General features: G+C 60.4%; 20 protein-coding genes. 8 read left to right on the top strand and 12 right to left on the bottom strand.

What is annotated here, in order from left to right; translation table 11 throughout:
* Positions 1 to 356 precede the first annotated feature (356 nt).
* Positions 357 to 2558: a catalase/peroxidase HPI gene (gene katG / locus ACR0C9_RS09245; protein ID WP_480780861.1), complete on the bottom strand. Its 2202-nt coding sequence runs from the start codon at positions 2556 to 2558 to the stop codon at positions 357 to 359.
* Positions 2559 to 2972: 414 nt separating this feature from the next.
* On the opposite strand from katG, the gene ACR0C9_RS09240 reads away from it, so the two are divergent.
* A complete protein-coding gene (locus ACR0C9_RS09240; protein ID WP_480780860.1) occupies positions 2973 to 4589 on the top strand; it encodes a GMC family oxidoreductase in 1617 nt (538 codons plus the stop codon).
* Here the strand turns inward: ACR0C9_RS09240 and ACR0C9_RS09235 are convergent.
* Positions 4583 to 5428 carry an SDR family oxidoreductase gene (locus tag ACR0C9_RS09235; RefSeq protein WP_170453269.1) on the bottom strand — a complete coding sequence of 282 codons (846 nt, stop codon included), beginning with the start codon at positions 5426 to 5428 and terminating at the stop codon, positions 4583 to 4585. The two genes, ACR0C9_RS09240 and ACR0C9_RS09235, sit on opposite strands and share 7 nt — an antisense overlap.
* A gap of 88 nt (positions 5429 to 5516) precedes the next feature.
* Between ACR0C9_RS09235 and ACR0C9_RS09230 the strand changes: the two genes are divergently transcribed.
* Entirely contained in the window at positions 5517 to 6149 is a 633-nt protein-coding gene (locus tag ACR0C9_RS09230) for a class I SAM-dependent methyltransferase (protein ID WP_170453270.1), read from the top strand.
* 67 nt (positions 6150 to 6216) lie between these two features.
* Here the strand turns inward: ACR0C9_RS09230 and ACR0C9_RS09225 are convergent, their stop codons facing one another.
* The 3 genes from ACR0C9_RS09225 to ACR0C9_RS09215 are packed head-to-tail and all read right to left on the bottom strand — an operon-like array spanning position 6217 to position 10165.
* On the bottom strand, positions 6217 to 6996 hold the full coding sequence (locus tag ACR0C9_RS09225; protein ID WP_170453271.1) for a carnitinyl-CoA dehydratase: 780 nt from the start codon (positions 6994 to 6996) through the stop codon (positions 6217 to 6219).
* Complete coding sequence (locus ACR0C9_RS09220; protein WP_480780859.1) at positions 6993 to 9008, bottom strand: acetate--CoA ligase family protein; 2016 nt, start codon at positions 9006 to 9008, stop codon at positions 6993 to 6995. The genes ACR0C9_RS09225 and ACR0C9_RS09220 overlap by 4 nt, the downstream gene beginning before the upstream one ends.
* Positions 9005 to 10165 (bottom strand): acyl-CoA dehydrogenase family protein, encoded by a 1161-nt coding sequence (locus ACR0C9_RS09215; RefSeq protein ID WP_170521368.1) that lies wholly within the window; start codon positions 10163 to 10165, stop codon positions 9005 to 9007. Before ACR0C9_RS09215 ends, ACR0C9_RS09220 begins: the two co-directional genes overlap by 4 nt.
* A 77-nt stretch (positions 10166 to 10242) precedes the next feature.
* On the opposite strand from ACR0C9_RS09215, the gene ACR0C9_RS09210 reads away from it, so the two are divergent.
* A complete protein-coding gene (locus ACR0C9_RS09210) occupies positions 10243 to 11196 on the top strand; it encodes a GlxA family transcriptional regulator (RefSeq protein ID WP_480780858.1) in 954 nt (317 codons plus the stop codon).
* A gap of 6 nt (positions 11197 to 11202) precedes the next feature.
* Here the strand turns inward: ACR0C9_RS09210 and ACR0C9_RS09205 are convergent, their stop codons facing one another.
* Entirely contained in the window at positions 11203 to 12195 is a 993-nt protein-coding gene (locus tag ACR0C9_RS09205) for a sterol desaturase family protein (protein ID WP_480780857.1), read from the bottom strand.
* An 81-nt stretch (positions 12196 to 12276) separates the two neighbouring features.
* Positions 12277 to 13032 (bottom strand): class II aldolase and adducin N-terminal domain-containing protein, encoded by a 756-nt coding sequence (locus tag ACR0C9_RS09200; RefSeq protein WP_170453275.1) that lies wholly within the window; start codon positions 13030 to 13032, stop codon positions 12277 to 12279.
* A 350-nt stretch (positions 13033 to 13382) separates the two neighbouring features.
* Here ACR0C9_RS09200 and ade point away from each other — a divergent pair, with 350 nt between their 5' ends.
* The 3 genes from ade to ACR0C9_RS09185 all read left to right on the top strand — a co-directional run bounded on the left by ade (position 13383) and on the right by ACR0C9_RS09185 (position 17060).
* Positions 13383 to 15185 (top strand): adenine deaminase, encoded by a 1803-nt coding sequence (ade, locus tag ACR0C9_RS09195; protein WP_480780856.1) that lies wholly within the window; start codon positions 13383 to 13385, stop codon positions 15183 to 15185.
* Entirely contained in the window at positions 15182 to 16642 is a 1461-nt protein-coding gene (locus tag ACR0C9_RS09190; protein WP_480780855.1) for an AMP nucleosidase, read from the top strand. The genes ade and ACR0C9_RS09190 overlap by 4 nt, the downstream gene beginning before the upstream one ends.
* Positions 16643 to 16772: 130 nt before the next feature.
* The gene (locus ACR0C9_RS09185; RefSeq protein ID WP_170453278.1) at positions 16773 to 17060 is read left to right on the top strand and encodes an HU family DNA-binding protein; all 288 of its coding nucleotides are present in this window, start codon (positions 16773 to 16775) and stop codon (positions 17058 to 17060) included.
* 50 nt (positions 17061 to 17110) lie between these two features.
* Here the strand turns inward: ACR0C9_RS09185 and ACR0C9_RS09180 are convergent, their stop codons facing one another.
* The 3 genes from ACR0C9_RS09180 to ACR0C9_RS09170 form a co-directional block, all read right to left on the bottom strand.
* Positions 17111 to 17428 carry a hypothetical protein gene (locus tag ACR0C9_RS09180; RefSeq protein WP_480780854.1) on the bottom strand — a complete coding sequence of 106 codons (318 nt, stop codon included), beginning with the start codon at positions 17426 to 17428 and terminating at the stop codon, positions 17111 to 17113.
* A gap of 34 nt (positions 17429 to 17462) precedes the next feature.
* Positions 17463 to 18659 carry a BCCT family transporter gene (locus tag ACR0C9_RS09175; protein ID WP_170521370.1) on the bottom strand — a complete coding sequence of 399 codons (1197 nt, stop codon included), beginning with the start codon at positions 18657 to 18659 and terminating at the stop codon, positions 17463 to 17465.
* Positions 18660 to 18831: 172 nt separating this feature from the next.
* Complete coding sequence (locus tag ACR0C9_RS09170; RefSeq protein WP_480780853.1) at positions 18832 to 19353, bottom strand: glutathione peroxidase; 522 nt, start codon at positions 19351 to 19353, stop codon at positions 18832 to 18834.
* Positions 19354 to 19497: 144 nt separating this feature from the next.
* Between ACR0C9_RS09170 and msrB the strand changes: the two genes are divergently transcribed.
* Positions 19498 to 19944, top strand: coding sequence for a peptide-methionine (R)-S-oxide reductase MsrB (msrB, locus tag ACR0C9_RS09165; RefSeq protein WP_480780852.1), 447 nt, complete (start codon positions 19498 to 19500; stop codon positions 19942 to 19944).
* Positions 19944 to 20453, top strand: coding sequence for a peptide-methionine (S)-S-oxide reductase MsrA (gene msrA / locus ACR0C9_RS09160; RefSeq protein ID WP_170735397.1), 510 nt, complete (start codon positions 19944 to 19946; stop codon positions 20451 to 20453). The genes msrB and msrA overlap by 1 nt, the downstream gene beginning before the upstream one ends.
* A 28-nt stretch (positions 20454 to 20481) precedes the next feature.
* Here the strand turns inward: msrA and ACR0C9_RS09155 are convergent, their stop codons facing one another.
* Both ACR0C9_RS09155 and queG read right to left on the bottom strand, forming a co-directional pair.
* Positions 20482 to 22485, bottom strand: a complete 2004-nt coding sequence (locus tag ACR0C9_RS09155) for a hydantoinase/oxoprolinase N-terminal domain-containing protein (RefSeq protein WP_480780851.1) — start codon at positions 22483 to 22485, stop codon at positions 20482 to 20484.
* 71 nt (positions 22486 to 22556) lie between these two features.
* Complete coding sequence (queG, locus tag ACR0C9_RS09150) at positions 22557 to 23594, bottom strand: tRNA epoxyqueuosine(34) reductase QueG (RefSeq protein WP_480780850.1); 1038 nt, start codon at positions 23592 to 23594, stop codon at positions 22557 to 22559.
* Between the last annotated feature and the right edge of the window lie 30 nt (positions 23595 to 23624).

Below are 23624 nucleotides of genomic sequence, written 5' to 3'. Positions count from 1 at the left end.
CCAATCAAAAACCTCCGAATGCCCACCGTCTCTCCGATGCGTCTCCGCCGCTTCCGCCGCGTCCCAGCGCCTCAGCAGCGCCGGTGAAGGGGTATTTACGGATTGGGCCCGGGACCTGCAACCCCCATTTTGAAAAAACTTCACATTTCTCGGCAGAAACTTACCAATCTTAATGAAAACAACATGTTAGCTTAAAAAATCCCGTCAACAACGGTCTTCTCCATTCCTGGAAACACGGCAAGGAATGGCCATTCAGCGGAATCGTACCCAATGCTTGGTATGCGCCCGAGAGTCGGGCCAACAAAAACGCCGCCCGAGTCTCCTCGGGCGGCGCTATTCCTGCGATCAACGCGGAATTACTTCAGGTCGAAGCGGTCCGCATTCATCACCTTGTTCCAGGCCGAGACAAAGTCGCAGACGAATTTGCCCTCGGCACCGGCCTGACCATAGACCTCGGCCAGCGCCCTCAGTTGCGAGTTCGAGCCGAAGACCAGATCAACGCGGGTGCCGGTCCACTTGACCTCACCGCTGGCACGGTCGCGGCCTTCATAGACGCCTTTGCCCGACGGCTTCCATTCCGTGCTCATATCCAGAATGTTGGTGAAGAAGTCATTGCTGAGCGTTCCCACGCGAGCGGTGAACACACCATGCTTGCTGTCGCCGAAATTGGCACCCAGCACACGCAGCCCCCCGACAAGCACCGTCATCTCGGGCGCGGACAGGTTCAGCAATTGCGCGCGGTCGACCAGCAGTTCTTCGGGCGAGACGGTGTAGTCGGCCTTCTGGTAGTTGCGGAACCCGTCTGCGATGGGCTCCATCACTGAGAAGCTGTCCACATCCGTCTGTTCCTGCGTCGCGTCGGTGCGGCCCGGGGCGAACGGAACCTCGACATCCTGACCGCCAGCTTTTGCCGCCTGTTCGACACCAACAGCACCGGCCAGAACGATGATATCCGCCAGCGAAACTTTCTTGCCACCGGATTGCGCACCGTTGAACGCCGCCTGAACGCCTCCCAGCGCCTCCAGCGCCTTGGACAGTTTCATCGGCTCATTGACGTCCCAGTCTTTCTGCGGCGCAAGGCGGATACGGGCCCCATTGGCACCGCCGCGCTTGTCCGACCCACGGAAGGTCGAGGCCGAGGCCCATGCGGTCGAGACCAGTTCGGACACCGACAGACCAGTTGCCGCAATCTTGGCTTTCAGGTCGGCCACATCCGCATCGTCAATCAGGTCGTGATCCACAGCGGGAACGTTGTCCTGCCACAACAGCTCTTCGGTCGGGGCTTCCGGGCCGATATAGGCAGACCGCGGACCCATATCGCGGTGGGTCAGCTTGAACCAGGCGCGGGCGAAGGCATCGGCGAACTGGTCGGGGTTTTCATGGAAGCGTTTCGAGATCGGGCCATAGATCGGGTCCATGCGCATCGCCATGTCGGCGGTGGTCATCATGGTCTTGACCTTTTTCGACGGATCATGCGCCGCCGGGGCCATGTCTTCCTCTTTCACGCCAACCGGTTCCCAGATCCACGCGCCCGAGGGGCTTTTGGTCAGGTTCCAGTCATAGCCGAACAGCAGGTCGAAATAGCCATTGTCCCATTTGATCGGGTTCGCGGTCCACGCGCCCTCGATACCGCTGGTGGTGGTGTCGTCACCCTTGCCTGAACCGAACTTGTTGATCCAGCCAAAGCCCATGTCCTCGATCGGGGCGGCTTCGGGATCAGGGCCGACCAGATCGGGGTCACCCGCGCCATGCGCCTTGCCAAAGGTGTGACCACCCGCGACCAGAGCGACGGTTTCCTCGTCATTCATCGCCATCCGGCCAAAGGTGTCGCGGATATCGCGGCCCGAGGCCAGAATGTTCGGCTCACCATCGGGGCCTTCGGGGTTCACGTAGATCAGGCCCATCTGCACGGCAGCCAGTGGGTTTTCCAGATCACGCTCGCCCGAATAACGGCTGTTGGGGTTGTCGGTCGGGGCGAGCCATTCGGTCTCGGACCCCCAATAGATGTCTTCCTCGGGCGCCCAGATGTCTTCGCGGCCACCGGCGAAACCAAAAGTCTTGCCGCCCATCGATTCAATGGCGCAGTTACCCGCCAGAATCATCAGGTCGGCCCAGGAGATCTGGTTGCCGTATTTCTGCTTGATCGGCCACAGCAGGCGGCGCGCCTTATCTAGGTTGCCATTGTCCGGCCAGCTGTTGAGCGGCGCAAAGCGCTGGTTCCCGGTCGAGGCCCCGCCACGGCCATCCGCCGTGCGGTACGTCCCGGCGCTGTGCCACGCCATACGGATGAACAGACCACCGTAATGGCCATAATCCGCAGGCCACCAATCCTGCGAATCTGTCATCAGCGCATAGAGGTCTTCTTTCAACGCCTTCATATCCAGCTTCTGGAACTCTTCGGCATAGTTGAAATCCGCACCCAACGGGTTCGACGCGGGCGCGTGCTGATGAAGGATCGACAGGTTCACCTGGTTTGGCCACCAGTCCCGGTTCGACCGGGTCCCCGCGCCATGCATCACAGGGCATCCACCTGTTTTGGGGTTATCACTTCCGTCCATATCGATCTCCAATCCTGGCTCAGGTCTTGCGGCTTAGCGCGGTCAAAATTTACGCGACAAGATCACAGTAAGATGTCGCCGATGTCGTTTTCAATTTCCTGTCTTGGAAAACAGAACCTTGCGACACCGTGCACCTCAATCTCTGCCATCTCGCGTCGCGCCCGGTATAGCAAAACCGCGCCATGAGAATAAGTTTTGTTTTTGGATTGTTGTGATAGCTTTTTCCTATGGTGGGCCGCAGCTCGCCGGGGTTCCAACTTGACCTGGTTGTGAGCCGGGCACAGTTACCTAGTGTCAACAGTTGAAATGCTGATTGAATTTTCCCGTAAGTCGGGCACAGTCGGACCCATTCCCTTGCGTCGTTTGTCCGGACCCTTTGGCCAGTTGGCGCAATCAATTGATAAAGGCACATAAATGGAATTTGACTACGTCATTGTAGGCGGCGGATCCGCAGGCTCGGTCTTGGCCAATCGCCTCAGCGAGGATCCCGACATAACGGTCTGCCTGCTTGAGGCCGGGGGAAAAGGGGACCATATCGGCATCCGTATGCCCGCCGCAATTGTCGCGTCTTTGCCGGGGCGTCCAAAGATCAGCAACTGGGCGTTTGAAACAGTTCCGCAACCGGGTCTGAATGGCCGCAAAGGGTACCAGCCGCGCGGCAAGGCCCTGGGTGGATCCAGCGCAATTAACGCGATGCTTTATATCCGGGGCCAAAAGCAGGATTATGACGGCTGGGCCGCGCAAGGCTGCGCCGGCTGGGATTGGGACAGCGTCCTGCCCTATTTCAAACGGGCCGAGAACAACGAACAGGGCGCGGATGAGATGCACGGGGACAGCGGCCCGCTGCAGGTGTCACATCAGAAAGAGCCGCGCCCCGTCACACATGCCTTTTTGGAAGCAGCCGAACAACTGCAACATCGACGCATTCAGGACTTCAACCGCGGCGACAATGAAGGCGTCGGACTGTATCAGGTGACGCAGTTTCACGACCCCGCCAGGAATGGCGAGAGGTGTTCCGCCGCAGCCGCCTATGTCCATCCGGTCATGGACCGCGCGAATCTGACCGTGATCACTCATGCTCATGCCAAAGAACTGACCTTACAGGACAAACGCGCAACCGGAGTGATCTACAAGAGAAAAGCAAAGGGCGCTGACCACTCGGTTTCGGCCAAACGCGAGGTCATTCTGTGCGCCGGCGCACTGCAGTCGCCACAGCTGTTGCAACTGTCCGGCATCGGTGCGGCGGACGAGCTGCGCCAGCACGGGATTCCCGTCCGGCACGACCTGCCCGGTGTCGGCAAGAACCTGCAGGATCATCTGGATTTCATTCTGACCTATCGCAGCAAGGACACCGACAATTTCGGCATCGGCCTTATCGGCGCCGCCCGCCTTCTGGGCCACATATGGCGCTGGCGCAAAACCGGAGTGTCCATGGCTGCCACCCCCTTCGCCGAAGGGGCGGGTTTCCTGAAAACCTCAGCCGATCTGGACCGCCCCGACATCCAATTGCATTTCGCCATCGCCATGGTCGACGATCACGCCAGAAAGCTGCATTACGGCTATGGCTACAGCTGCCATGTCTGCAAACTGCGACCCGAAAGCCGCGGAACTGTCGGCTTGCACAGCGCCGACCCCTTTGCCGCCCCCGCCATCGACCCGAACTTTCTGTCTGACGATCGCGATCTTGAGACGCTGATCAAGGGTGCTCGCATGATGCGTCAGATCATGGACGCCCCCGCGCTGGCCAAATTCCGACACTCAGAGATGTTCGGGACCGAAACGGCCAAAACGGATGCGGATTGGGAACGCCATATTCGCGACCGCGCCGATACGATCTATCACCCGGTGGGCACTTGCAAAATGGGCGTGGACGATATGGCCGTGGTCGACCCAGAATTGCGTGTGCGTGGGGTTCAAGGGCTGCGCGTTGTCGATGCTTCGATCATGCCGACGCTGGTATCCGGCAACACCAACGCGCCAACCATTATGATCGCCGAAAAAGCGGCCGACATGATCAAGGCCGCTCAGTAAGCGTTCATCAGCGCCTCTAGCCCGACCCGGTAATTGGGGTACAGCAACCGCACCCCAAGTTCATCCTTGATGCGGTTGTTCCGCACGCGCTTGTTTTCATTGTAAAAACTGCGCGCCATCGGGGTCAGGTCCGCCTCTTCGTACGGAACGGCAGGCGGCAGGGGCAGACCCTGAAGCTCGGCGGCGTAGCCGATCACGTCCTGAGGCGGCACCGGCTCGTCATCGCAGACATTGTAGACCGCGCCGGGATTGGGCGCGGCGATCGACGCCGCCAGAACCTGCGCGATGTCATCCACATGGATCCGCGAAAACACCTGCCCAGGTTTGATGATCCGCCGCAATCCGCCGCGTTTGAGTTTGGAAAACGGTCCGCGTCCGGGGCCGTAGATTCCGGCCAGGCGAAAGATGTGAACGGGCAGGCCGGGAATGGCCGACCATTGCTGCTCGGCCTGCAATCGCCACCGGCCCCGTTTTGCAGTTGGGGCAGGCGGCGTGGCTTCATCCACCCAATCGCCCTGATGATCCCCATAGATTGCAGTGGTCGACAGATAACCGACCCATTCGAACTGTCCGGCCCGCGCTGCGATCTCGTCGCCCAGCGCCTTCAGAACCGGATCGCCCTCCTCGCTTGGCGCGGTCGAGATCAACACATGCGTGACCCCATCCAGATCCGGCACTTCACCGGGCCAGACCATCGGTTCTGCGCCCGACGCCCGAATTGCATCGGCACCGGCCTCGTCCCGTGTCGTGCCGATCACGCGCCACCCGTCCGCCGCCAGCCTGCGCGACAGCGCCTGCGCCGAATACCCATGTCCAAAGGAAAAAAGCGTCTGTGTCATACCCCCTAGATGATCCGAGCCGGTCCGGGATGCAAGCGCCGCATAGACGCACTTGATTCGAATCCCCTCATGCGCCTTTCTTTTAGGTATGAGCCAGAAAACACCCGACCTGCACACCGCCTATGCGCTGACCTCGCCCGAGGACAACAGGCGCCTTTATGCCGAATGGGCGGGCGATTATGACGACAGCTTCGCCGCGCGTGAGGATTATCAACTTCACATCCACACCGCCCGCGCCTTTGTCAGTGCCTTCGGACAAGGCCCGGTGCTGGATGTGGGCGCAGGCACCGGCCTCTGCGGTGCGATTCTGGCCGGGTTGGGCGTCGGCCCCATCGATGCCACGGATATCAGCGCCGAAATGCTGGACCAGGCCATGCGCAAGGACATTTATCGCGACGCCATCGAAGCCGACCTGAACCACGGTATCCCGGTGCCGCGCCACAGCTATTCCGGCATCGTATCCTCAGGCACTTTCACCCACGGCCACCTTGGCCCCGAGGTACTGCCCGCCCTATTGCGCGTCGCCCGCCCGGGTGCCCAGTTTGCGCTCTCGATCAATGCCAGACATTTCGAAAAACTGGGGTTCGCCGACGCGCTGCACCAGCTCGCACACGACCGCATCCGCAACCTGACCCTGCCCGAGGTCCGCATCTACGGCGACCTCGCCGCCGGCCCCAACAAAGACGACACCGCGTTCATCGCGTTGTTCGAGCGCAGCTGATCCGCCCTTCATCTGGCCAAAAATATCCCGGGGGAGTCGCGGCGTGCCGCGACGGGGGCAGAGCCCCCTATCGCCCTTTCCAAACCGGATCGCGCTTTTCGGCAAAGGCGCGCGCGCCTTCCAGATTGTCCTCGGATCCATACAGCACATCCACGCTGGCCAATTGCCGCCTGGTGATCCGATTCATCACGTCCTGAAACTTGGCATCCTCGGCTTCGCGCACAATCTCCTTGATCGCCGCATAAACAAGGGGTGGGCCGCTGGCCAGCAACCGGGCAAGTTCCCACGCGCGGTCCATCAACTGATCTGCGGGCACGACCTCATTGACCAGCCCCCAACGATGGGCCTCTTCCGGGTCGAACCAACGCCCTGTCAGCAGCAGTTCCATCGCGATGTGATAGGGAATGCGTTTGGGCAGCTTGACACTGGCCGCATCAGCCACAGTGCCCGAGCGGATCTCGGGCAGGGCAAAGCTGGCGTTTTCCGAGGCGATGATCATGTCGGCGCTCAGCGCCAGTTCCAGACCGCCGCCGCAGGCAATGCCATTGACTGCCGCAATCACCGGCTTGTTCATATCGCGCAGTTCCTGCAACCCGCCGAAACCGCCAACGCCGTAATCGCCATCCACCGCATCACCGTCGGCTGCGGCCTTCAGATCCCAGCCAGGGCAAAAGAACTTCTCGCCGCCCCCGGTCAGGATCGCAACACGCAGTTCCGGATCGTCCCGAAAGTCGCGAAACACCTCGCCCATGATGCGGCTGGTGGCCAGATCGATCGCGTTGGCCTTGGGCCGGTCCAGAATGACTTCGAGAATGGCACCGTCGCGACGGGTTTTGATCGGACTCATGAACTTGCCTTTCGGATCAGCGCATCGACTGCAACCGCGCCCTCGGCGGTGCAGATCAGCGGGTTAATCTCAACTTCTTCAACTGTCGCGGCATTGGCAATGACATAGTTCTGAACGGCCTCGACCGCGTCCAGAATCGCGTCCATATTGGCAGGCGGTTTGCCCCGGTACCCGGCCAGCAGCGGCGCGCAGGCCAGTTTGCCCAGCGCCTGCTCAACCGTCGCGCGCGGGGACGGGATCAAAACCGAAACCGTATCGCGCAGAATCTCGGTCAGCACCCCTCCGGCTCCCATGGTCAGCACATAGCCATGCGCCGGGTCTCGTGTGACCCCGATCAATAGCTCGGCTACCCCGCCTGTCGCCATTTCCTCGATCAACACCGTCTGGGTGCCAATCGACTTCGCGGTCTTGGCTAGATCGCAGGACAAAACCCCAAGACGCACCGCGTCATGTTCCGACTTATGCGCCAGCCCGACGCCCTTCACTGCAAAGGGGCCAACCAGTTCACCGGCCACGCACCCCACGTCCTCAACTGCAACCACCCGGTTGCGAGGGATGGGCAAGCCAAACGCGGCCAAAGCCGACTTGGCCTCAGCCTCGGTCAGCACATAATCAGCAGCTGCATCCGCAGGCAACAGCACCGGCTCTGACAGTTCCGGCAACGGTCGCGCCGCCGCTTCGACAGAGGACAGCGCCTCATGAAGGCCCGAGAACGGAACAACCCCACCTTCCAACAGACGCTGCGCAACATGTTCGGGCATCAACTCGGGCAGGGTCGCGGTCACTGCAAAAGGTCGCCCGGTCTGCGCCACACAGTTCAGCGCTGCCTGTGTCGCGCACGCCCAATCCGTCGGATCCGTATGCGGATAATCGACAATCGCCATGGTCAGCGCCTTATCCGGCCCGGTCATCCCGGACCACGCACGCGTCATCGCATCCGTGTCCCGCCAGATATAAGTGTGGTAATCCAACGGGTTGGCCAGCGCCACCATCGGGCCAAGTGCGGCGCGCAGATCCGTGCGCTGCTGGTCCGTCAACGGTGGGAAATGCAGGTCACGCCCTTCGGCCATATCTGCCGCCAAACTCGCCTCGCCGCCTGAACAACTGATCGAGGCCAGCCCGTTGCCGTCCAAACGCCCGGTGACATGCAGCAGTTTGAGGCATTCCAGAAAGCTCGGGATATCGTCCAGCCGCGCGATCCCCAGACGATCCAGGAAAGCCTGCGCCCCGGCATCCCCACCCGCCAGCGACGCCGTATGCGAAATCGTGGCCGCCTGCGCGTGGTCCGAGCGGCCCATTTTCAGCGCGACAACAGGAACACCCCGGTCGCGCGCTTTTCGCGCCAAGGCTTCCCATTTCCGCAAATCGCCGAAGCCCTCGATATGGACGCCAATCGCGGTGATCCGGTCATCGTCCAAAAGGGCCGAGGCCACATCCGCCTGATGCGTCTGCGCCTGATTCCCGCAGGTCAGCATGAACGCCAAAGGCAGGGCCCGGCGCTGCATCGTCATGTTGATCGAAATGTTCGAGCTTTGGGTCAGGATCGCCACCCCGCGATCCACGGGGCGCATTCCGTGCTGATCCGGCCAGACTGCCGCGCGCTCCAACCCGTTGACGAACCCATAGCAGTTGGGCCCGAGGATCGGCATATCCCCCGCTGCCGCAACCAGCTGCGCCTGCAAATCAGCGCCCTGATCATCCTCGGCCCGCGCCTCGGTAAAGCCGGACGCAAAGCACACAGCGCCACCTGCCCCCGCCGAGGACAAAGCCGCAACGGCCGAGATCGTCGCGTGCCGGTTAATACCGATAAAGGCCACATCCGGCGGGTTGGGCAGGTCTTCGATGGTGGCAAAGGCGGGCATACCCGCCACTTGCTGCGCCTTGGGGTGAACCGGCCAGATATCCCCGGAGAAACCGAACTTTCGGGCCTGTTTGATTACTTCCGCGCACCAGGCCCCGCCGCCGATCACGGCCATGGACGCAGGGTTTAAGACACGCCCGAGTGGCCTCATGCGCCCAGCGCCCTCAGCAGGTCCCGGCTGATGATATGGCGCTGGATCTCGCTGGTGCCGTCCCAGATGCGCTCGACCCGTGCATCGCGCCAGAACCGTTCCAGCGGATAGTCATCCATCAGGCCCATCCCACCATGAACCTGTATTGCGGCGTCCGTTACCCGCGCCAGCATCTCGGATGCGTAAAGCTTGGCTGACGCAATCTCGCGATTCGCGGGCAGCCCTTTGTCCAGCCGGTCCGCCGCCGCCAGCGTCAGCAGGTCCGCCGCATCGATTTCAGTGATCATGTCGGCGATCTGGAAGGACACGCCCTGAAACTTGCCGATCTTCTGGCCGAACTGTTCGCGCGTCGCCGCGTAATCCAGCGCGTAGTCAAAGGCCCGGCGGGCGCGTCCCACGGACATGGCCGCAACGGTAATGCGCGTGGCGTAGAGCCAGGTGTTCATTACCTCGAACCCACCATCGACCTCGCCCAGAACCTGCGCGTCGGGCAGGCGGCAATCGTCGAAATCCAGCACCATGTTCTTGTAGCCGCGATGGCTGACCGACTTGTATCCATCCCTGATCGTGAACCCCGGCGTGCCGCGATCCACCAGAAACGCGGTGATCCGCTTTTTCGGCCCTTTGGGCGTCTGATCCTCACCCGTCGCGATGAAGACGATGATGAAATCGGCGTGCTCGGCCCCCGAGATGAAGTGTTTGGTGCCATTGACCACCCAGTCCCCGCCATCGCGCACGGCGGCGCATTTCATGCCTCGCACATCCGAGCCTGCACCGGGTTCGGTCATCGCCAGCGCATCCATCCGCTCGCCACGAACGGCGGGCATCAGGTAACGCTCGACCTGCTCGCCTTCGCAGGCCATCAGGATGTTCTGCGGACGCCCGAAGAAATGGTTCAACGCCATCGAACCGCGCCCCAGTTCACGTTCAACAAGCGCAAATTCCAGATGGTTCAGACCCGCGCATCCGACGCTTTCGGGGAAGTTGCAGGCGTAAAAGCCCAACTCGATGGTCTTGCGCTTGATTTCTTCCGCAATCTCATGCGGGACTTCGCCGGTGCGTTCGACCAGCTCTTCATGCGGGTAAATCTCGTTCTCGACAAAGCTGCGCACGGTCGAGGCGATCATCTCCTGTTCGTCGGACAGGCCATATTGCATCTGAATTCTCCACATCTGGTCGTGCGCGTATCGTGACCGGGGTTGAGAAACGCCTCGTGCGAGAATAGACGTTTATCATGCAGAAATGGACTAAATCCCCCTCTGCACCGCAGCAAATCGGTGTGCTTCTGTTCGAGGGATTCTCGAACCATTGTCTGGCCAACACGGTCGAACCATTGCGGGCCGCCAATACGCTGTCGGGGCGCAGTCTGTATCAGTGGCGGTTTCTGTCGCTGACCTCGGGGCCGGTAACCTCATCCTCGGGCCTGCAGGTGGCACCTCATGGCCCGTTGCAAACCGCCAACGGCGACACCCTGATGGTGATGCCGTCTTATGGGTTTCGCACCCATGGCAACTGGCAGACACAGGCTGGGCTGCGGTCCGCGGCCGAACGCTATGACACGCTGGCCGGGCTGGACACCGGAAGCTGGCTGTTGGCTTTGGCGGGGTTGTTGGACGGGCACCGCGCGACGATTCATTGGGAGGAGTTGACAGGCTTCACCGAACGGTTTCCCGACATCAACACCGTCCGCGAAAGATACGTGATCGACCGCAACCGCATCACCTGTTCCGGCGCGATGGCCGCCTTTGATCTGGTTCTGCACCTGATCGGCCGGGATCAGGGGCAGGCACTGGCGCTGGAAGTGGCGCAATTGTTCATGACCCGCGATTCCGCCCGGTCGCATGAGGGCGGCGCGGGTGCGACCAGCGGCTATGTCAACAAGGCTTTGGCGCTGATGCAGGAACATCTGGAACGCCCGCTGCCGATCTCCGAAATTGCCAGCCGGGTGGGTCGGTCGCAAAAGGCACTTTCGGTGCGGATGCAGGCCGAGTTGGGGGTCGGGCCCGCGCAGGTCTATCGGCGTCTGCGGCTGAACCTTGCCCGCAAGCTGGTGGCCGAGACGGATTTGACCATAGGTGAGATCGCCCTGCGCGCCGGATATGACGACCCCAGCGCGCTGACACGGGCATTCAAGGCCGAGTTTACCATCACCCCCCGCGCGCTGCGTCTGTCGCAGACACGGGGATAAGTTCGGTTATCCAAACATCCGCTTTTTCCGGGCCCGCGTGTCGGCGGTTGCTTCGGGGGATCCGTCATGGAACGTCCCGAACCAACGGTCCCACGGCATTTCCTGATTGCCATAGTTACATTCGTAGTAGCGGTGGTGCAGCTGGTGATAAAACGTGCCCAGCGCCAGACGTTTTTTGTCTTTGATCAGCAGCTCTTCATAGCCCGTATGGCTCATCGCGGCTCCGGCGCCCTGAAACACGATGTGGAAATACAGATGAATGGGGTGCGAAGGCACGATCCAGTGAATGCAGAGCGTTGTCAGGTAAAAGAAATGCTCGACCGGGTGCATCGACAGGCCGGACCATGGGCCGATATTGACGTTCCGGTGATGCAGGCTGTGGACCTTCTTGTACAGAAACGGCTGATGCAGCAGCCGGTGCACCCAATAGAAATGAAAGGCCGACCACATGGGGATCAGGATCAGCCACAGCAAAAACCAGACCGGGTTTTGGGCGAAGGTGATGACCGGCACATATCCGTTGGCCATCAGCCACATCGTCACCACCTGAAAACCGGTCAGTTGCAGAACGCCGGACCCCAGTGACCAGAACATGTTATCCTTGACCTGATCGCTGAAGCTCCACAGCGCGTTGTTTCGGCCCTGTTCCCGACGTTCGAACTTCAGCTTCTTGCCCTGTGACTTGCGGATGTAGAAATACCAGTGCAGCCCGCCAGCCACCGCGAAGATCATTGCGAAGTTCACCAGCCAGATCTGAAATATCCAACCAAAGGCAAATGTTTGCGCAGTCTCAAGCGACGGATAAAAGAACGCCCAAAGCGCGATTGCGAGGGCCAGCATCAATACCCGTTCGCTGAGCGTCAGCCAGTTTCTGGCCACCCAGCCCAGCAGGAAGGCCGGGCGCGGCGGCCACTGGAAAATGGATGGGTTCCGAAGCGGCAAATCCGGGTGATAGTTCCACTCTTTGCTCATGTCCTGCATCGGTGCGTTGTCCGACATGTCAGCTTTCCTTTGTCGCGCTGGTTTTCACACCCGGTCCTGCCGCCAGCGGGGATCGGGTTGGGCGGGCTGACGCCTTGATCAGGTTGCGTAGTCCGAGCCTTCGGCGTCCAGAACCGCTTTGATCTCGCGCAGATGCGCCTCGGCCTGACCGGGATAGTCATCCAGTTCCTGCGCGGTCTTTTCGGCGATCTCATCGGACAGTACGCGCAGGGGCTGGCCGGTTTGCAGCGCGCGAATATAGGTTTCGGCAGCGCGTTCGAAATAAAACAGCCGGTTGAACGTGTCCGCAGGGTCGCTGCCGATGATCAGAACACCGTGGTTGCCCATGATCATGACCTTTTTCTTCGGGTCCGACAGCATCGAGGCGCAGCGTTCCCCTTCGCTGTCAAACGCCAGCCCGCCGAATTCCTCGTCAATGACATAGCGGTTGTAGAACGTGGCGGTGTTCTGATCGATCGGCGGAAGATTGCTGTCGGCCAGCGAGGCCAGAACCGTGGCGAAGATCGAATGCACATGCATCACGCAGCGGGCATGGGCGCAATGGCGGTGGATCGAGCCGTGCAGGCCCCAGGCGGTCGGGTCCGGCGCGCCGGGCAGGCTCATCACCTTGGGGTCATTGGCATCCAGCAACAACAGGTCCGAGGCGCGGATTCGGCTGAAATGCATCTGATTGGGGTTCATCAGGAACTGCGTGCCGTCGTCATTCACCGCCAGGCTGAAATGGTTGGCCACGGCCTCGTGCATGTTCAGACGCTCGGTCCAGCGGAAAGTTGCGGCCATATCGACACGCTCGGACCAGTGGTCGATATTGGGGCGGAGATTGGCGACACTCATGGAAACGCTCCTTTGGCGGCTGACCTTGGCAAAGCCTGCCTTGCGTCGGGGTGTTTGACCAACAAATAATTTTCCCCCGTTCCATTAGTAGAACTTATGCCAGAGTTATGTTGGTTCGATTCACCCCTATTGCGTTCAGGTTCGGTTCGCACATCTATGGACGTTTGCGCCAATTGAGGTCGGCGCAAGATCGGGGCGGGGGACCTCCCGCCCATCGTCGCGGCCCCTTGCGGGGCAGCTTCTCTGGTTGGGCCGGGCAGCGCTGGCGCGCGGCGGGCGAGCCATATGATGATTTCATGATACGGGATTACCGGGGTTGCACCTGACCGCGCATTCGGGAAAGTTGAGCCATGGAATACTCACCTTTCCCAAGCTGGCCCGATGTCGCCCCTCGTTTGATTGCCGTAGCAGCCGGTCGCGAGGCGGCAGATACGGTCATTCGCAGTGGCATCTGGGTGAATGTGCACAGCCGCGAGCTGTTGCCGGGACATTCCGTCGCCATTGCCGAGGGGCGGATTGCCTTTGTCGGACCGGACGCCGGGCACTGCATTGGCCCTGACACCCAAATCATCGAGGCGCAGGGGCGCTATATCCTGCCCGGTCTGTGTGACGGTCATATGCATATCGAATCCGGCATGCTGACCCCGGCCGAATTTGCGCGGGCCGTGATCCCGCATGGTACCACCTCGATGTTCACTGATCCGCACGAGATTGCCAATGTGCTGGGTCTGGACGGTGTGCGCATGATGCATGACGAGGCGCTGCTGCAGCCGGTGAACATCTTCACCCAGATGCCCTCTTGCGCGCCCTCGGCCCCCGGATTGGAAACGACCGGCTATGAAATCACGCCCGAGGATGTCCGCGAAGCAATGAACTGGCCGGGGATCATCGGGCTGGGTGAGATGATGAATTTCCCCGGTGTGATCCACGGTGATCCGAAGATGCTGGCCGAGATTGCGGCCACCCAGCGCGCTGGGAAAACCGTGGGCGGGCATTATGCATCGCCTGATTTAGGGCCTGATTTTGCAGCTTACGTCGCAGGTGGGCCTGCGGACGACCACGAAGGCACCTGCGAGGCCGACGCCATTGCGCGCGTGCGGCAGGGGATGCGGTCGATGATGCGGCTGGGCTCGGCCTGGTATGACGTGGAAAGCCAGATCACCGCTGTCACTGAAAAGGGGCTGGACCCGCGCAATTTCATTCTGTGCACGGATGACTGCCACTCGGGCACGCTGGTCAATGAAGGCCACATGAACCGGGTCGTGCGCCACGCGATTGCCTGCGGCTGCGATCCTCTGGTGGCGTTGCAAATGGCCACGATCAACACCGCCAGCCATTTTGGGCTGGAGCGTGAGATCGGCTCGGTCACGCCCGGGCGGCGGGCCGACATTATCCTCAGTTCCGACCTTAGCACGCTGCCGATTGAGACGGTGATCGCCCGGGGGAACGTTGTGGCCGAGAACAGCGTCATCACCGTGGACTGCCCACATCTGAACTGGCCCGACAAGGCACGCAACACGGTGCATTTGGGGCATAACCTGACCTCAGGCGATTTCGAAATCAAACCGCCTGCGGGGGCGAACAGGGTTCAGGCCAACGTCATCGGTGTTGTCGAGAATCAGGCCCCGACCAAAGCGCTGAAGGCAGAGCTGCCGATCATCGGTGGGCTGGTCGAGGGTGAAGGCGATGTCTGCCAGATTGCATTGGTGGAACGGCACCGCGCCACGGGCGGCGTGACCAACGCCTTTGTCTCTGGCTTCGGGTACCAGGGCAAAATGGCCATGGCCTCGACTGTGGCGCATGACAGCCACCATATGATCGTCGTGGGCACCGACCGCGATCAAATGGCCCTTGCCGCCAACCGTCTGGCCGAAGTTGGCGGCGGGATCACCCTGTTCCGCGACGGGCAAGAGATTGCGCTGGTCGAACTGCCCATCGCCGGCTTGATGTCCGACAGCCCCGCCACGCAGGTCGCGGCGAAGGCAGAACAGATGGTCGAGGCGATGAAGGCCTGCGGATGCCAACTGAACAACGCGTATATGCAGCACTCGCTTCTGGCGCTGGTCGTGATCCCGGAACTCAGGATATCCGACCTGGGGCTGGTGGATGTGCGGACATTTGAAAAGATAGACCTTCTGGAACCACTGGCATGACAACAATAAAAACACCTGACGCACCAAAATCGGAACAATTCACCGACCCGGACGCCGCCGTCGCGCGGCTGGAGCTGCTGTATAAGCAAGCCACCGAGTTTCTGTGCGACAGCTTTGCCTCGGCCCTGCAAAGCGGCGCGCCGTCTGAACGATTCAGAGCCTATTATCCGGAAATTCGTATAAAAACGTCCTCTTACGCGCAGGTCGACAGCCGGCTGAGCTTTGGTCACGTGTCCGAGCCCGGCATCCACGCAACAACCGTGACGCGGCCTGATCTGTTCCGGTCCTACCTGACGCAACAGATCGCTTTGCTGATCAAGAACCACGACCAGCCGGTGACCATCGGCGCATCAGACACCCCGATCCCGGTGCATTTCGCAGTGGCCAACAACCCCGATCTGGTGGTTCCGCATCAGGGCGCGGCCGGGTTCACCCTGCGCGACGTGTTCGACGTACCGGATTTGACCACCACCAATGACGACATCGTCAACGGCGTGCATGACCATGATGAGGTCGGCCCGCTGGCTCTGTTCACCGCCCAGCGCGTGGATTATTCGCTGGCGCGCCTGTCGCATTACACAGCCACCGACCCCAGCCATTTCCAGAACCACGTTCTGTTCACCAACTACCAGTTCTACGTTTCGGAATTCGAGAATTACGCGCGCGAACAACTGGCTGATCCGAACAGCGGCTATACCAGCTTTGTCTCGACCGGGAATGTCGAGATCACGACCGCGGACGCGACGCTGGAACAGCCTTTGAAACTGCCGCAGATGCCGACCTATCACCTGAAACGGGCTGATGGCTCGGGGATCACGCTGGTCAACATTGGGGTTGGCCCGTCGAATGCCAAAACCGCGACCGATCATATCGCTGTTCTGCGCCCCCATGCCTGGCTGATGGTCGGGCACTGCGCCGGTCTGCGTAACACGCAGGCGCTGGGGGATTTTGTTCTGGCCCATGCCTATCTGCGCGAAGACAAGGTGCTGGACGATGACCTGCCCGTCTGGGTTCCGATCCCGCCATTGGCCGAGATTCAGGTGGCGTTGGAACATGGCGTGGCCGAGGTTACCAAGCTTGAAGGGTATGAGCTGAAGCGGATCATGCGCACCGGCACAGTTGCCTCGGTCGATAACCGCAATTGGGAACTGCGCGATCAATCCGGCCCGGTGCAGCGGCTCAGCCAATCCCGCGCGATTGCGCTGGATATGGAAAGCGCCACAATCGCCGCAAATGGCTATCGATTCCGGGTGCCCTACGGCACTTTGCTATGTGTGTCGGATAAGCCGCTGCATGGGGAATTGAAGCTTCCCGGCATGGCCTCGTCCTTCTATACGACGCAGGTCAGCCGCCATCTGGCAATTGGAATACGAGCGATGGAACACCTGCGCGGTATGCCGCTAGAGCGTTTGCACAGCCGGAAATTGCGGTCTTTCGACGAAACAGCCTTCCTGTGACGCAAAAAAGCAACGAAATCCCCATATTTTTAGGGGTTTCAGCGCTACTATTCGTTGTGTTCACCCACAATATCCCGTTACAGTTACGCGGTGAGGCCCTATTTATCGGGCACGTTAAGGAGACCAAGAAATGGCAAAGCCTATGACAAAGACTCAGCTGGTTGCTGCTCTCGCTGAGGAAATGGGAACCGACAAGAAATCCGCAAACTCCGCGCTGGAGGCCATCACCGGCCTGATCACCCGCGAAGTTTCGGCTGGCGGTGCCGTCACCCTGCCCGGCGTTGGCAAAATCTACTGCCGCGAACGCCCCGAGCGCATGGTGCGCAACCCCGCCACCGGCGAGCAGTTCAAGAAAGAAGCCGACAAGGTGGTCAAAATGACCATCGCGAAGGCACTGAAAGACAGCGTGAACGGCTGATTTCAGTCTTTACGGACAATGACGAAGGGCCGCCGTTTGGGGGCCCTTTTTCAATGGAGGCTCAGCAGAACCTCCAGGTCGCGACGGCTGAGACTTTCCATCAGGGCACGCTCTTCTGCTGTTAGGCGTGCGTTTTTACGGGTGTATTTCTCCAGATAGGCCGCAATGTCACTGGTGGGTCGGTAGTAGAGATCGGGATCAGATGCGCTGAGCACCTCAATCAGACGCAACAGAGTTTTCTTCTGCTTCTCTGCATCCAGATCTTTTCTGTTTTCTTCCAACATTACAAAGCTTTCCCGATCTCCCGGAGAGAAGGATAGCGCGCAGCCGCGGGCTTCCAAGCCCGGGGAAAGAAAACGGGCGCCCATCGAGGCGCCCGCTATTGGCTTCGTGTGGTTTGGATCAGTGAACCGTCTCAACCTTGTGGAAGTCCAGATCGCGGCCTTCGGGCATTGAATCGATGCTCAGCACCTCTTTGCGCTTGGTGATCAGGATATAGACCACGCAAGCCAGATAGAGGCCGACCACAACCGCGCCGATCCACTGGATCTGCAGCCACTGGCTTTGGAACAGCAGGGTCAAGATGAACAGCATGGCAACGTTGCCGGCCACGTAAGGCAGCTTGCCGAACCGTTCGACCGTCATGTTCAGGTTGTCCGTGTACAGGCGGATCAGCGAGTCCAGCGAGTTGATCACGAAGGTCACGCCCACGATCACCATGGCGATATTGGTGATGCCCGCCGTGTCGATGCCGTTCAGGTGGTAGTAGTAGAGAACGGTGAACCAGATCCCCAGCGGGATCGACGGGAAGATCAGCAGCGCCGCCAGCAACTGCCATGTGGTCAGACCACCGACAAAGCGCGAGGTGAACTGGCCGATCATGATTGACCATGCAAACCACCAGAACAGGTAGAAGGCGTGATAGTCGGTCAGCGGCAGAACGAACTTGTGGATGTTGGCAAAATACGCGCCGATATTGCTGCCGGTTTCAAAGAACCCGGTCAGGCCCATGCCGCCTGCAATCCACATGCCGATGATCAGCGACAGGAACAGGAAGGTCGAGCCCACCGACAGGATCCGCACATATTTCAGGTCGGTCGACGAATAGGCCGCCGCCAGAATAACCACGAATACAATGACATAGAAGGTCGTCACCACGGATTGACCATCGCCGATTTCGGGGATGTAGCCGGGCAGATAGATCAGGAACAGGCTGGCGGTGAAGGCACAGGTACCGATGATCACCACGTTGTTGATCAGTTTGACCAGCGGGATCTCAAAGAACTTCACACGTGGTTCGATCACGCAGAAATAGAAAGCCGTCAGGAAGTAGAACGCCCAGATCAGGAAGCCCCAGAACCCGAACTCGATCGCCAACGGGTTGGCGAAGGCGTAGGCCGGCTCTTCAGCATAGCCGCCGAACTCGGTCAGGGGGAACATGATCAGGCCAACGTCCAGCCCGGACGTGAACAGGATCGCGATAAAGGTGAACAGGTGGACGGGGGTGACGCCGACACAGCGCAGGTTCCACCATTTCACCACGAAGAAAGCGACCAGGCCCAGGGCCAGCAGGACGCCGAAAGATAGAATGTACTCCAGTAGCACTGACACACCTCCCTTATTTGGTCAGATCGCACCTTTGTATGTTTAATTGGCTGGTCAATCAACAAAAATGGACGAAATGATCGTTACGGCCAAGTATTAGCCGATCTGATCCCACTTTGGGATCAGAAAACGCAGCTTAAGTCTGGAAGGTTCAGGGCCGAGGCGTTCAGCGCAACATGCCTTCGACCCTGGTCAGCAATTTGCGCGAATCCGGCCTGACATTCGACCCGTAGGTGGCGGCAACTTCGCCCTCTGGATCGACCAGGATCTTGTTGAAGTTCCAATTGGGCACAAAGCCCGTCTGCTGGGCCACAGCCTTGTAAAACGGATGCGCATCCCCACCGGTGACCGGTGTGATATCGGTCATTGGCAGGGTCAGACCATAGTTCATCTCGCAGAACTGTTTGACCTCATCTGCGGAACCCAGCTCCTGATTGAAGGAATCGGACGGAACGGCCAGCACCACCAGACCGCGCGGCGAATACGCCTCGTGCACGTCCTGCAAGGCGGCGTATTGGCCGGTGAATCCGCATTGCGAGGCGGTGTTGACCACCAACACGGGTTGTCCGCGCCAATCCTCGATGGACAAAGTGCCGCCATCAATCGACGCAAACTCGCCCGTTAGCGGGGCCGCCTGAACGGACCGACCCACCAGAATCAATGCGGTCAAAAGCAGTACTCTGAGCATGGGCTGTCCTCCTTTTGTTAATAATACGCCTGAACCCGACCAGCAGATCACTTGCACGAAGCCGAGAGGCGGTTGAAATATGCCTTTGCATTCGCGATCCCGCACCCCAAATATTGGCTCAAAGAAACAAGACCCGGAGACGCCATGACCCGCTATAGCAAAGACCCCGAGGCCATTGCCGCTCTTTCCCCCGAAGAATTCCATGTAACCCAGCGCAACGGCACCGAGCGCCCGGGAACCGGCAAGTATCTGGGAAACAAGGAACCCGGCATCTATGTGGACATCGTATCGGGCGAGCCTTTGTTCGCCTCGACCCATAAATACGAATCCGGTTGTGGCTGGCCCAGCTTCACCAAGCCGATCATCTACGAGCATGTGGAAGAGTTTCGCGACACCACCCACGGCATGATCCGGACCGAGGTCCGCTCGAAACATGGCGACAGCCATTTGGGGCATGTGTTCCCCGATGGCCCTCGTGAACATGGTGGGCTACGATATTGCATCAATTCCGCCTCGCTGCGGTTCGTCCATCGCGATGAGATGGAAGCCGAAGGCTATGGCGAATACCTGATTCATGTGGAGGATATCTGATGACCGAACAACGCGCCGTTCTGGCCGGAGGTTGCTTTTGGGGCATGCAGGACCTGATCCGCAAACTGCCCGGCGTATCCCGCACCCGCGTCGGTTATACCGGCGGCGATGTGCCCAACGCCACCTATCGCAACCACGGCACCCATGCCGAAGGGATCGAGATCTGGTTCGACCCGACGCAAATCACCTATCGTGAGCTTCTGGAGTTTTTCTTTCAGATCCACGACCCGAGCACACCAAACCGACAGGGCAATGACCGCGGGATGAGCTATCGCTCGGCCATCTATTTTGTGGATGATGCCCAGAAACAGGTGGCTCTGGATACGATTGCCGATGTGGACGCCAGCGGCCTGTGGCCCGGCAAGGTCGTGACCGAGGTCGAACCTGTCGGCGAGTTCTGGGAAGCCGAGCCGGAACATCAGGACTATCTGGTCCGCATCCCGCATGGCTACACCTGCCATTTCCCGCGCAAGGACTGGGTCCTGCCCAAGCGCGACGCGGCTGAATAACAATCTCCCCTCAGACTTCTGAGGGGGTCTAACCCGTGGCCACCCGAGGGCGACCGCTGGCTTCAACGGTCAGCATCGCCTCGACAAACACATCCCGTTCTTCCACCCGCGCCGTTCGGATGTCGCGGTCGACGACGACCCGGATGTCCTCGGCCCCGGCATCGCGTACGGCACCCTCAGCCTCGGCGCGCAGGACCCGTTCCAACAGGGCCAGCGCTTCATCCGAGGCGCCGAAATCCTGCGGGCCGTCCTCAAGATGAACGCGGTACCGGCCTTCGGTCGGAGAGGTCACTGTTCCCGACCGCCGCAAAGTCAGCCGCCCGACAACCGCACCGATGGCGTTGGCGACGCCCGCATGGTCCGGCAGCACCATCTGGCAACGCAGCCGATCCCCCACCGCAGGGTAGTAGCTGGGGGCCGAGGCGCCCAGCCCCACCACATCCACGTTCAGCGCTGCATCCAGCGCCAACAAACCCCGGTGCTGCGCCAGCCCGCGTTTGGTCAGAACATGCCGGGCCAGGTCCTTGGGTGCGAGGCCGAAATCATCGGCCTCTTCGGCAAAAGCAGCCTCTAACAAGGTCAAACTGGTCTGTTCGGTCAGTTGGTCGATGATCATTTGCGCCAGCTGCTCGGGCGATGTGGCCAGCATGACGCCCGACCCGACCCGCTTGCGCGCCACCAGTTCCAGCGCCTTGCGCGCAGCACTTGCATCCCACGCATCGACCCGCCCCAGCACATGGCTGGCATCGGATGGTGTCACCCCCGAGACCTGAACAATTCCGCGATCCACCAACCGGGTCAGCGCACCGTTTTCCATCCGCGTCCGCAACAAGGCACCAAGCGGCAGAACCTGATCGCCCAACCTGTCCAACAGCGCCACTTCCCGCGCGCCGACCCCATCGGCATGGACACCCGGCACACGGCGGGCGAACCGCGTGTCATGCTCTCCGACCGTTGTTGCGCGCAGTTGTTCGTCCAGAACGGCGTGAACGACCCCTGGCGCTTCGGATGCAATCAGTGACACAGGCAAAACTCGGCGCGGCCCAAGGAACACACCTCCGCCCAAACCTTCGGTCACCACATGCACCTGACTGTCGCCGCCCAGCCCATGGGTCCGCATGGCGACCGCTTCGACCATGGTGCGAAACCCGCCAACCTGTGCGCCCGCCGGATCAATCGCCGGTTTGCCGTCCCGGATCAGCGCCACGTCAGTGGTCGTCCCGCCAATATCCGAGACCAACGCATTCTCGGCCCCCGTCAACCACTTCGCCCCCACAATCGACGCGGCAGGGCCGCTGAGGATGGTCTCAATGGGTCGTTCGCGGGCCTGTTCGGCGCTCATCAACGCGCCATCGCCGCGCACCACCATCATCGGCGCGGTAATGCCCAAGGCCAGCAACTGATCCTGCGCGCGCCCGATCAGACGGTCGATCATCCCGATCAGCCGGGCATTCAGCACCGCCGTCACAGCGCGTTTAGGCCCGTTCAGCTTGGCCGACAGGTGATGAGAGCACGTGACCGGCGCCCCGGTCTTTTCCGCGATGATCCGCGCCGCCTCCAACTCATGCGCCGGGTTGCGGGTCGCGAATTGGGCGGCAACGGCAAAGCCTGAAATCCCTTTGTGAGAGTCCAAGAACGCCTCCAGCGTCTCTGTATCCAGCGGCCTTACTTCACCGCCCGCATGGCTGTGCCCACCAGCAACGACCAACGCCGGATCGCCCTTCAGCGCATCCTTCAGCCCGTGCTTTTCAAGATCACTTTCTTTGAATCCGATATAGATCAGCGCCACGCGGCCACCCTGCCCCTCGACCAGAGCGTTTGTTGCCAATGTGGTCGACAACGACGCCATCGAGATCTGATCGGGCGTGACCTTCGCCTCGTCCAACACGGCCGAAATTGCTTTGCCCACCCCGATCGCCAGATCGGTTCGTGTTGTCAGGGATTTGGCCGAGGCGATTACCTCACTCTCATCCCGGATCAACACCGCATCGGTGTAGGTTCCGCCCGTATCCACCCCCAAAGCCAACGCCATCGGGTCCTCCATCTGTTCGCTTCACATGGGTTTAGAGGTTTGGATCGCGACGTCCAGCCTGTTTGCGGCATTCACGGCAGTCGATTCACCGCCCGGCGCGCCGCATCTGCCACTGCCGGATCAGGATCGTCGGTCAAACCCTGCGCCACGGAGCGCAACGCCGCCTGCCCGGAATTGCCAATCGCATAGAGCACATTGCGCACAAACCGATCCCGCCCGATCCGCTTGATCGGCGATCCCGAAAACTTCGCCCGGAAGGCGGCATCGTCCAAAACCGCCAGCTCCGCCAGCGCAGGGGCCTTCAGATCATCGCGAGCCGCATATCGGAGGTCACTTGCAGCAACTGCAAACTTGTTCCAGGGACACGCCGCCAGACAATCATCGCAGCCATAAATCCGGTTTCCCAGCTTGCCGCGCAATTCTTCGTCCACCGGACCTTTGTGCTCGATGGTCAGATAGGAAATGCACCGCCGCGCATCCAACTGATACGGGGCCGGGAATGCATCGGTCGGACAACTGTCCAGACAGGCACGACACGATCCGCAATGATCCGTCTCGGCCATGTCCGATGCAATGTCCAAAGTCGTGAAAACAGACCCTATGAAAGCCCAATTGCCCCAATCCCGGCTGACCAGATTGGTGTGCTTGCCCTGCCATCCCAACCCTGCCGCTTGCCCCAAGGCCTTTTCGGGCACCGGAGCAGTATCGACAAACACCTTCACCTCACCCCCGGCTTCAGCAATCAGCCACCGCGCCAACCGCTTCAGGCGCTTCTTGACCAGATCGTGGTAATCCTTGTTCTGAGCATAAACCGAAATCACCCCGCGCTCGGGATGTGCCAACACTTCGGTCGGGTCATGCTCGGGCGTATAGCTCTCGGCCAACATGATCACCGAACGCGCCTCGGGCCACAGCGCCGCCGGATCGCCACGCCAATGGGTCCGCTCGGCCATCCAACCCATCTGCCCGTGATAACCGGCGTCCAGAAACGCCGCCAATCGGTCCGGCACTTGCGGTACATCCCAAGGCCGACAGACCCGACAGGACACAAACCCCTCGGCCAAAGCCTGCTCTACCAACTTGTCTTTTAAACCCGATCCGCTCTTCATCTGGCCAAAAATATCCTCGGGGGTGAATTG

The organism is Ruegeria sp. C12 (assembly GCF_056537745.1).
This window is presented reverse-complemented; position numbering and strand designations above follow the sequence as displayed.

Excerpts from the sequence above, each read along its gene's own strand:
- katG (WP_480780861.1), bottom strand. The coding sequence starts at position 2,558 with ATGGACGGAAGTGATAACCCCAAAACAGGTGGATGCCCTGTGATGCAT.
- ACR0C9_RS09240 (WP_480780860.1), top strand. The coding sequence starts at position 2,973 with ATGGAATTTGACTACGTCATTGTAGGCGGCGGATCCGCAGGCTCGGTC.
- ACR0C9_RS09235 (WP_170453269.1), bottom strand. The coding sequence starts at position 5,428 with ATGACACAGACGCTTTTTTCCTTTGGACATGGGTATTCGGCGCAGGCG.
- ACR0C9_RS09230 (WP_170453270.1), top strand. The coding sequence starts at position 5,517 with ATGAGCCAGAAAACACCCGACCTGCACACCGCCTATGCGCTGACCTCG.
- ACR0C9_RS09225 (WP_170453271.1), bottom strand. The coding sequence starts at position 6,996 with ATGAGTCCGATCAAAACCCGTCGCGACGGTGCCATTCTCGAAGTCATT.
- ACR0C9_RS09220 (WP_480780859.1), bottom strand. The coding sequence starts at position 9,008 with ATGAGGCCACTCGGGCGTGTCTTAAACCCTGCGTCCATGGCCGTGATC.
- ACR0C9_RS09215 (WP_170521368.1), bottom strand. The coding sequence starts at position 10,165 with ATGCAATATGGCCTGTCCGACGAACAGGAGATGATCGCCTCGACCGTG.
- ACR0C9_RS09210 (WP_480780858.1), top strand. The coding sequence starts at position 10,243 with ATGCAGAAATGGACTAAATCCCCCTCTGCACCGCAGCAAATCGGTGTG.
- ACR0C9_RS09205 (WP_480780857.1), bottom strand. The coding sequence starts at position 12,195 with ATGTCGGACAACGCACCGATGCAGGACATGAGCAAAGAGTGGAACTAT.
- ACR0C9_RS09200 (WP_170453275.1), bottom strand. The coding sequence starts at position 13,032 with ATGAGTGTCGCCAATCTCCGCCCCAATATCGACCACTGGTCCGAGCGT.
- ade (WP_480780856.1), top strand. The coding sequence starts at position 13,383 with ATGGAATACTCACCTTTCCCAAGCTGGCCCGATGTCGCCCCTCGTTTG.
- ACR0C9_RS09190 (WP_480780855.1), top strand. The coding sequence starts at position 15,182 with ATGACAACAATAAAAACACCTGACGCACCAAAATCGGAACAATTCACC.
- ACR0C9_RS09185 (WP_170453278.1), top strand. The coding sequence starts at position 16,773 with ATGGCAAAGCCTATGACAAAGACTCAGCTGGTTGCTGCTCTCGCTGAG.
- ACR0C9_RS09180 (WP_480780854.1), bottom strand. The coding sequence starts at position 17,428 with ATGGGCGCCCGTTTTCTTTCCCCGGGCTTGGAAGCCCGCGGCTGCGCG.
- ACR0C9_RS09170 (WP_480780853.1), bottom strand. The coding sequence starts at position 19,353 with ATGCTCAGAGTACTGCTTTTGACCGCATTGATTCTGGTGGGTCGGTCC.
- msrB (WP_480780852.1), top strand. The coding sequence starts at position 19,498 with ATGACCCGCTATAGCAAAGACCCCGAGGCCATTGCCGCTCTTTCCCCC.
- msrA (WP_170735397.1), top strand. The coding sequence starts at position 19,944 with ATGACCGAACAACGCGCCGTTCTGGCCGGAGGTTGCTTTTGGGGCATG.
- ACR0C9_RS09155 (WP_480780851.1), bottom strand. The coding sequence starts at position 22,485 with ATGGCGTTGGCTTTGGGGGTGGATACGGGCGGAACCTACACCGATGCG.
- queG (WP_480780850.1), bottom strand. The coding sequence starts at position 23,594 with ATGAAGAGCGGATCGGGTTTAAAAGACAAGTTGGTAGAGCAGGCTTTG.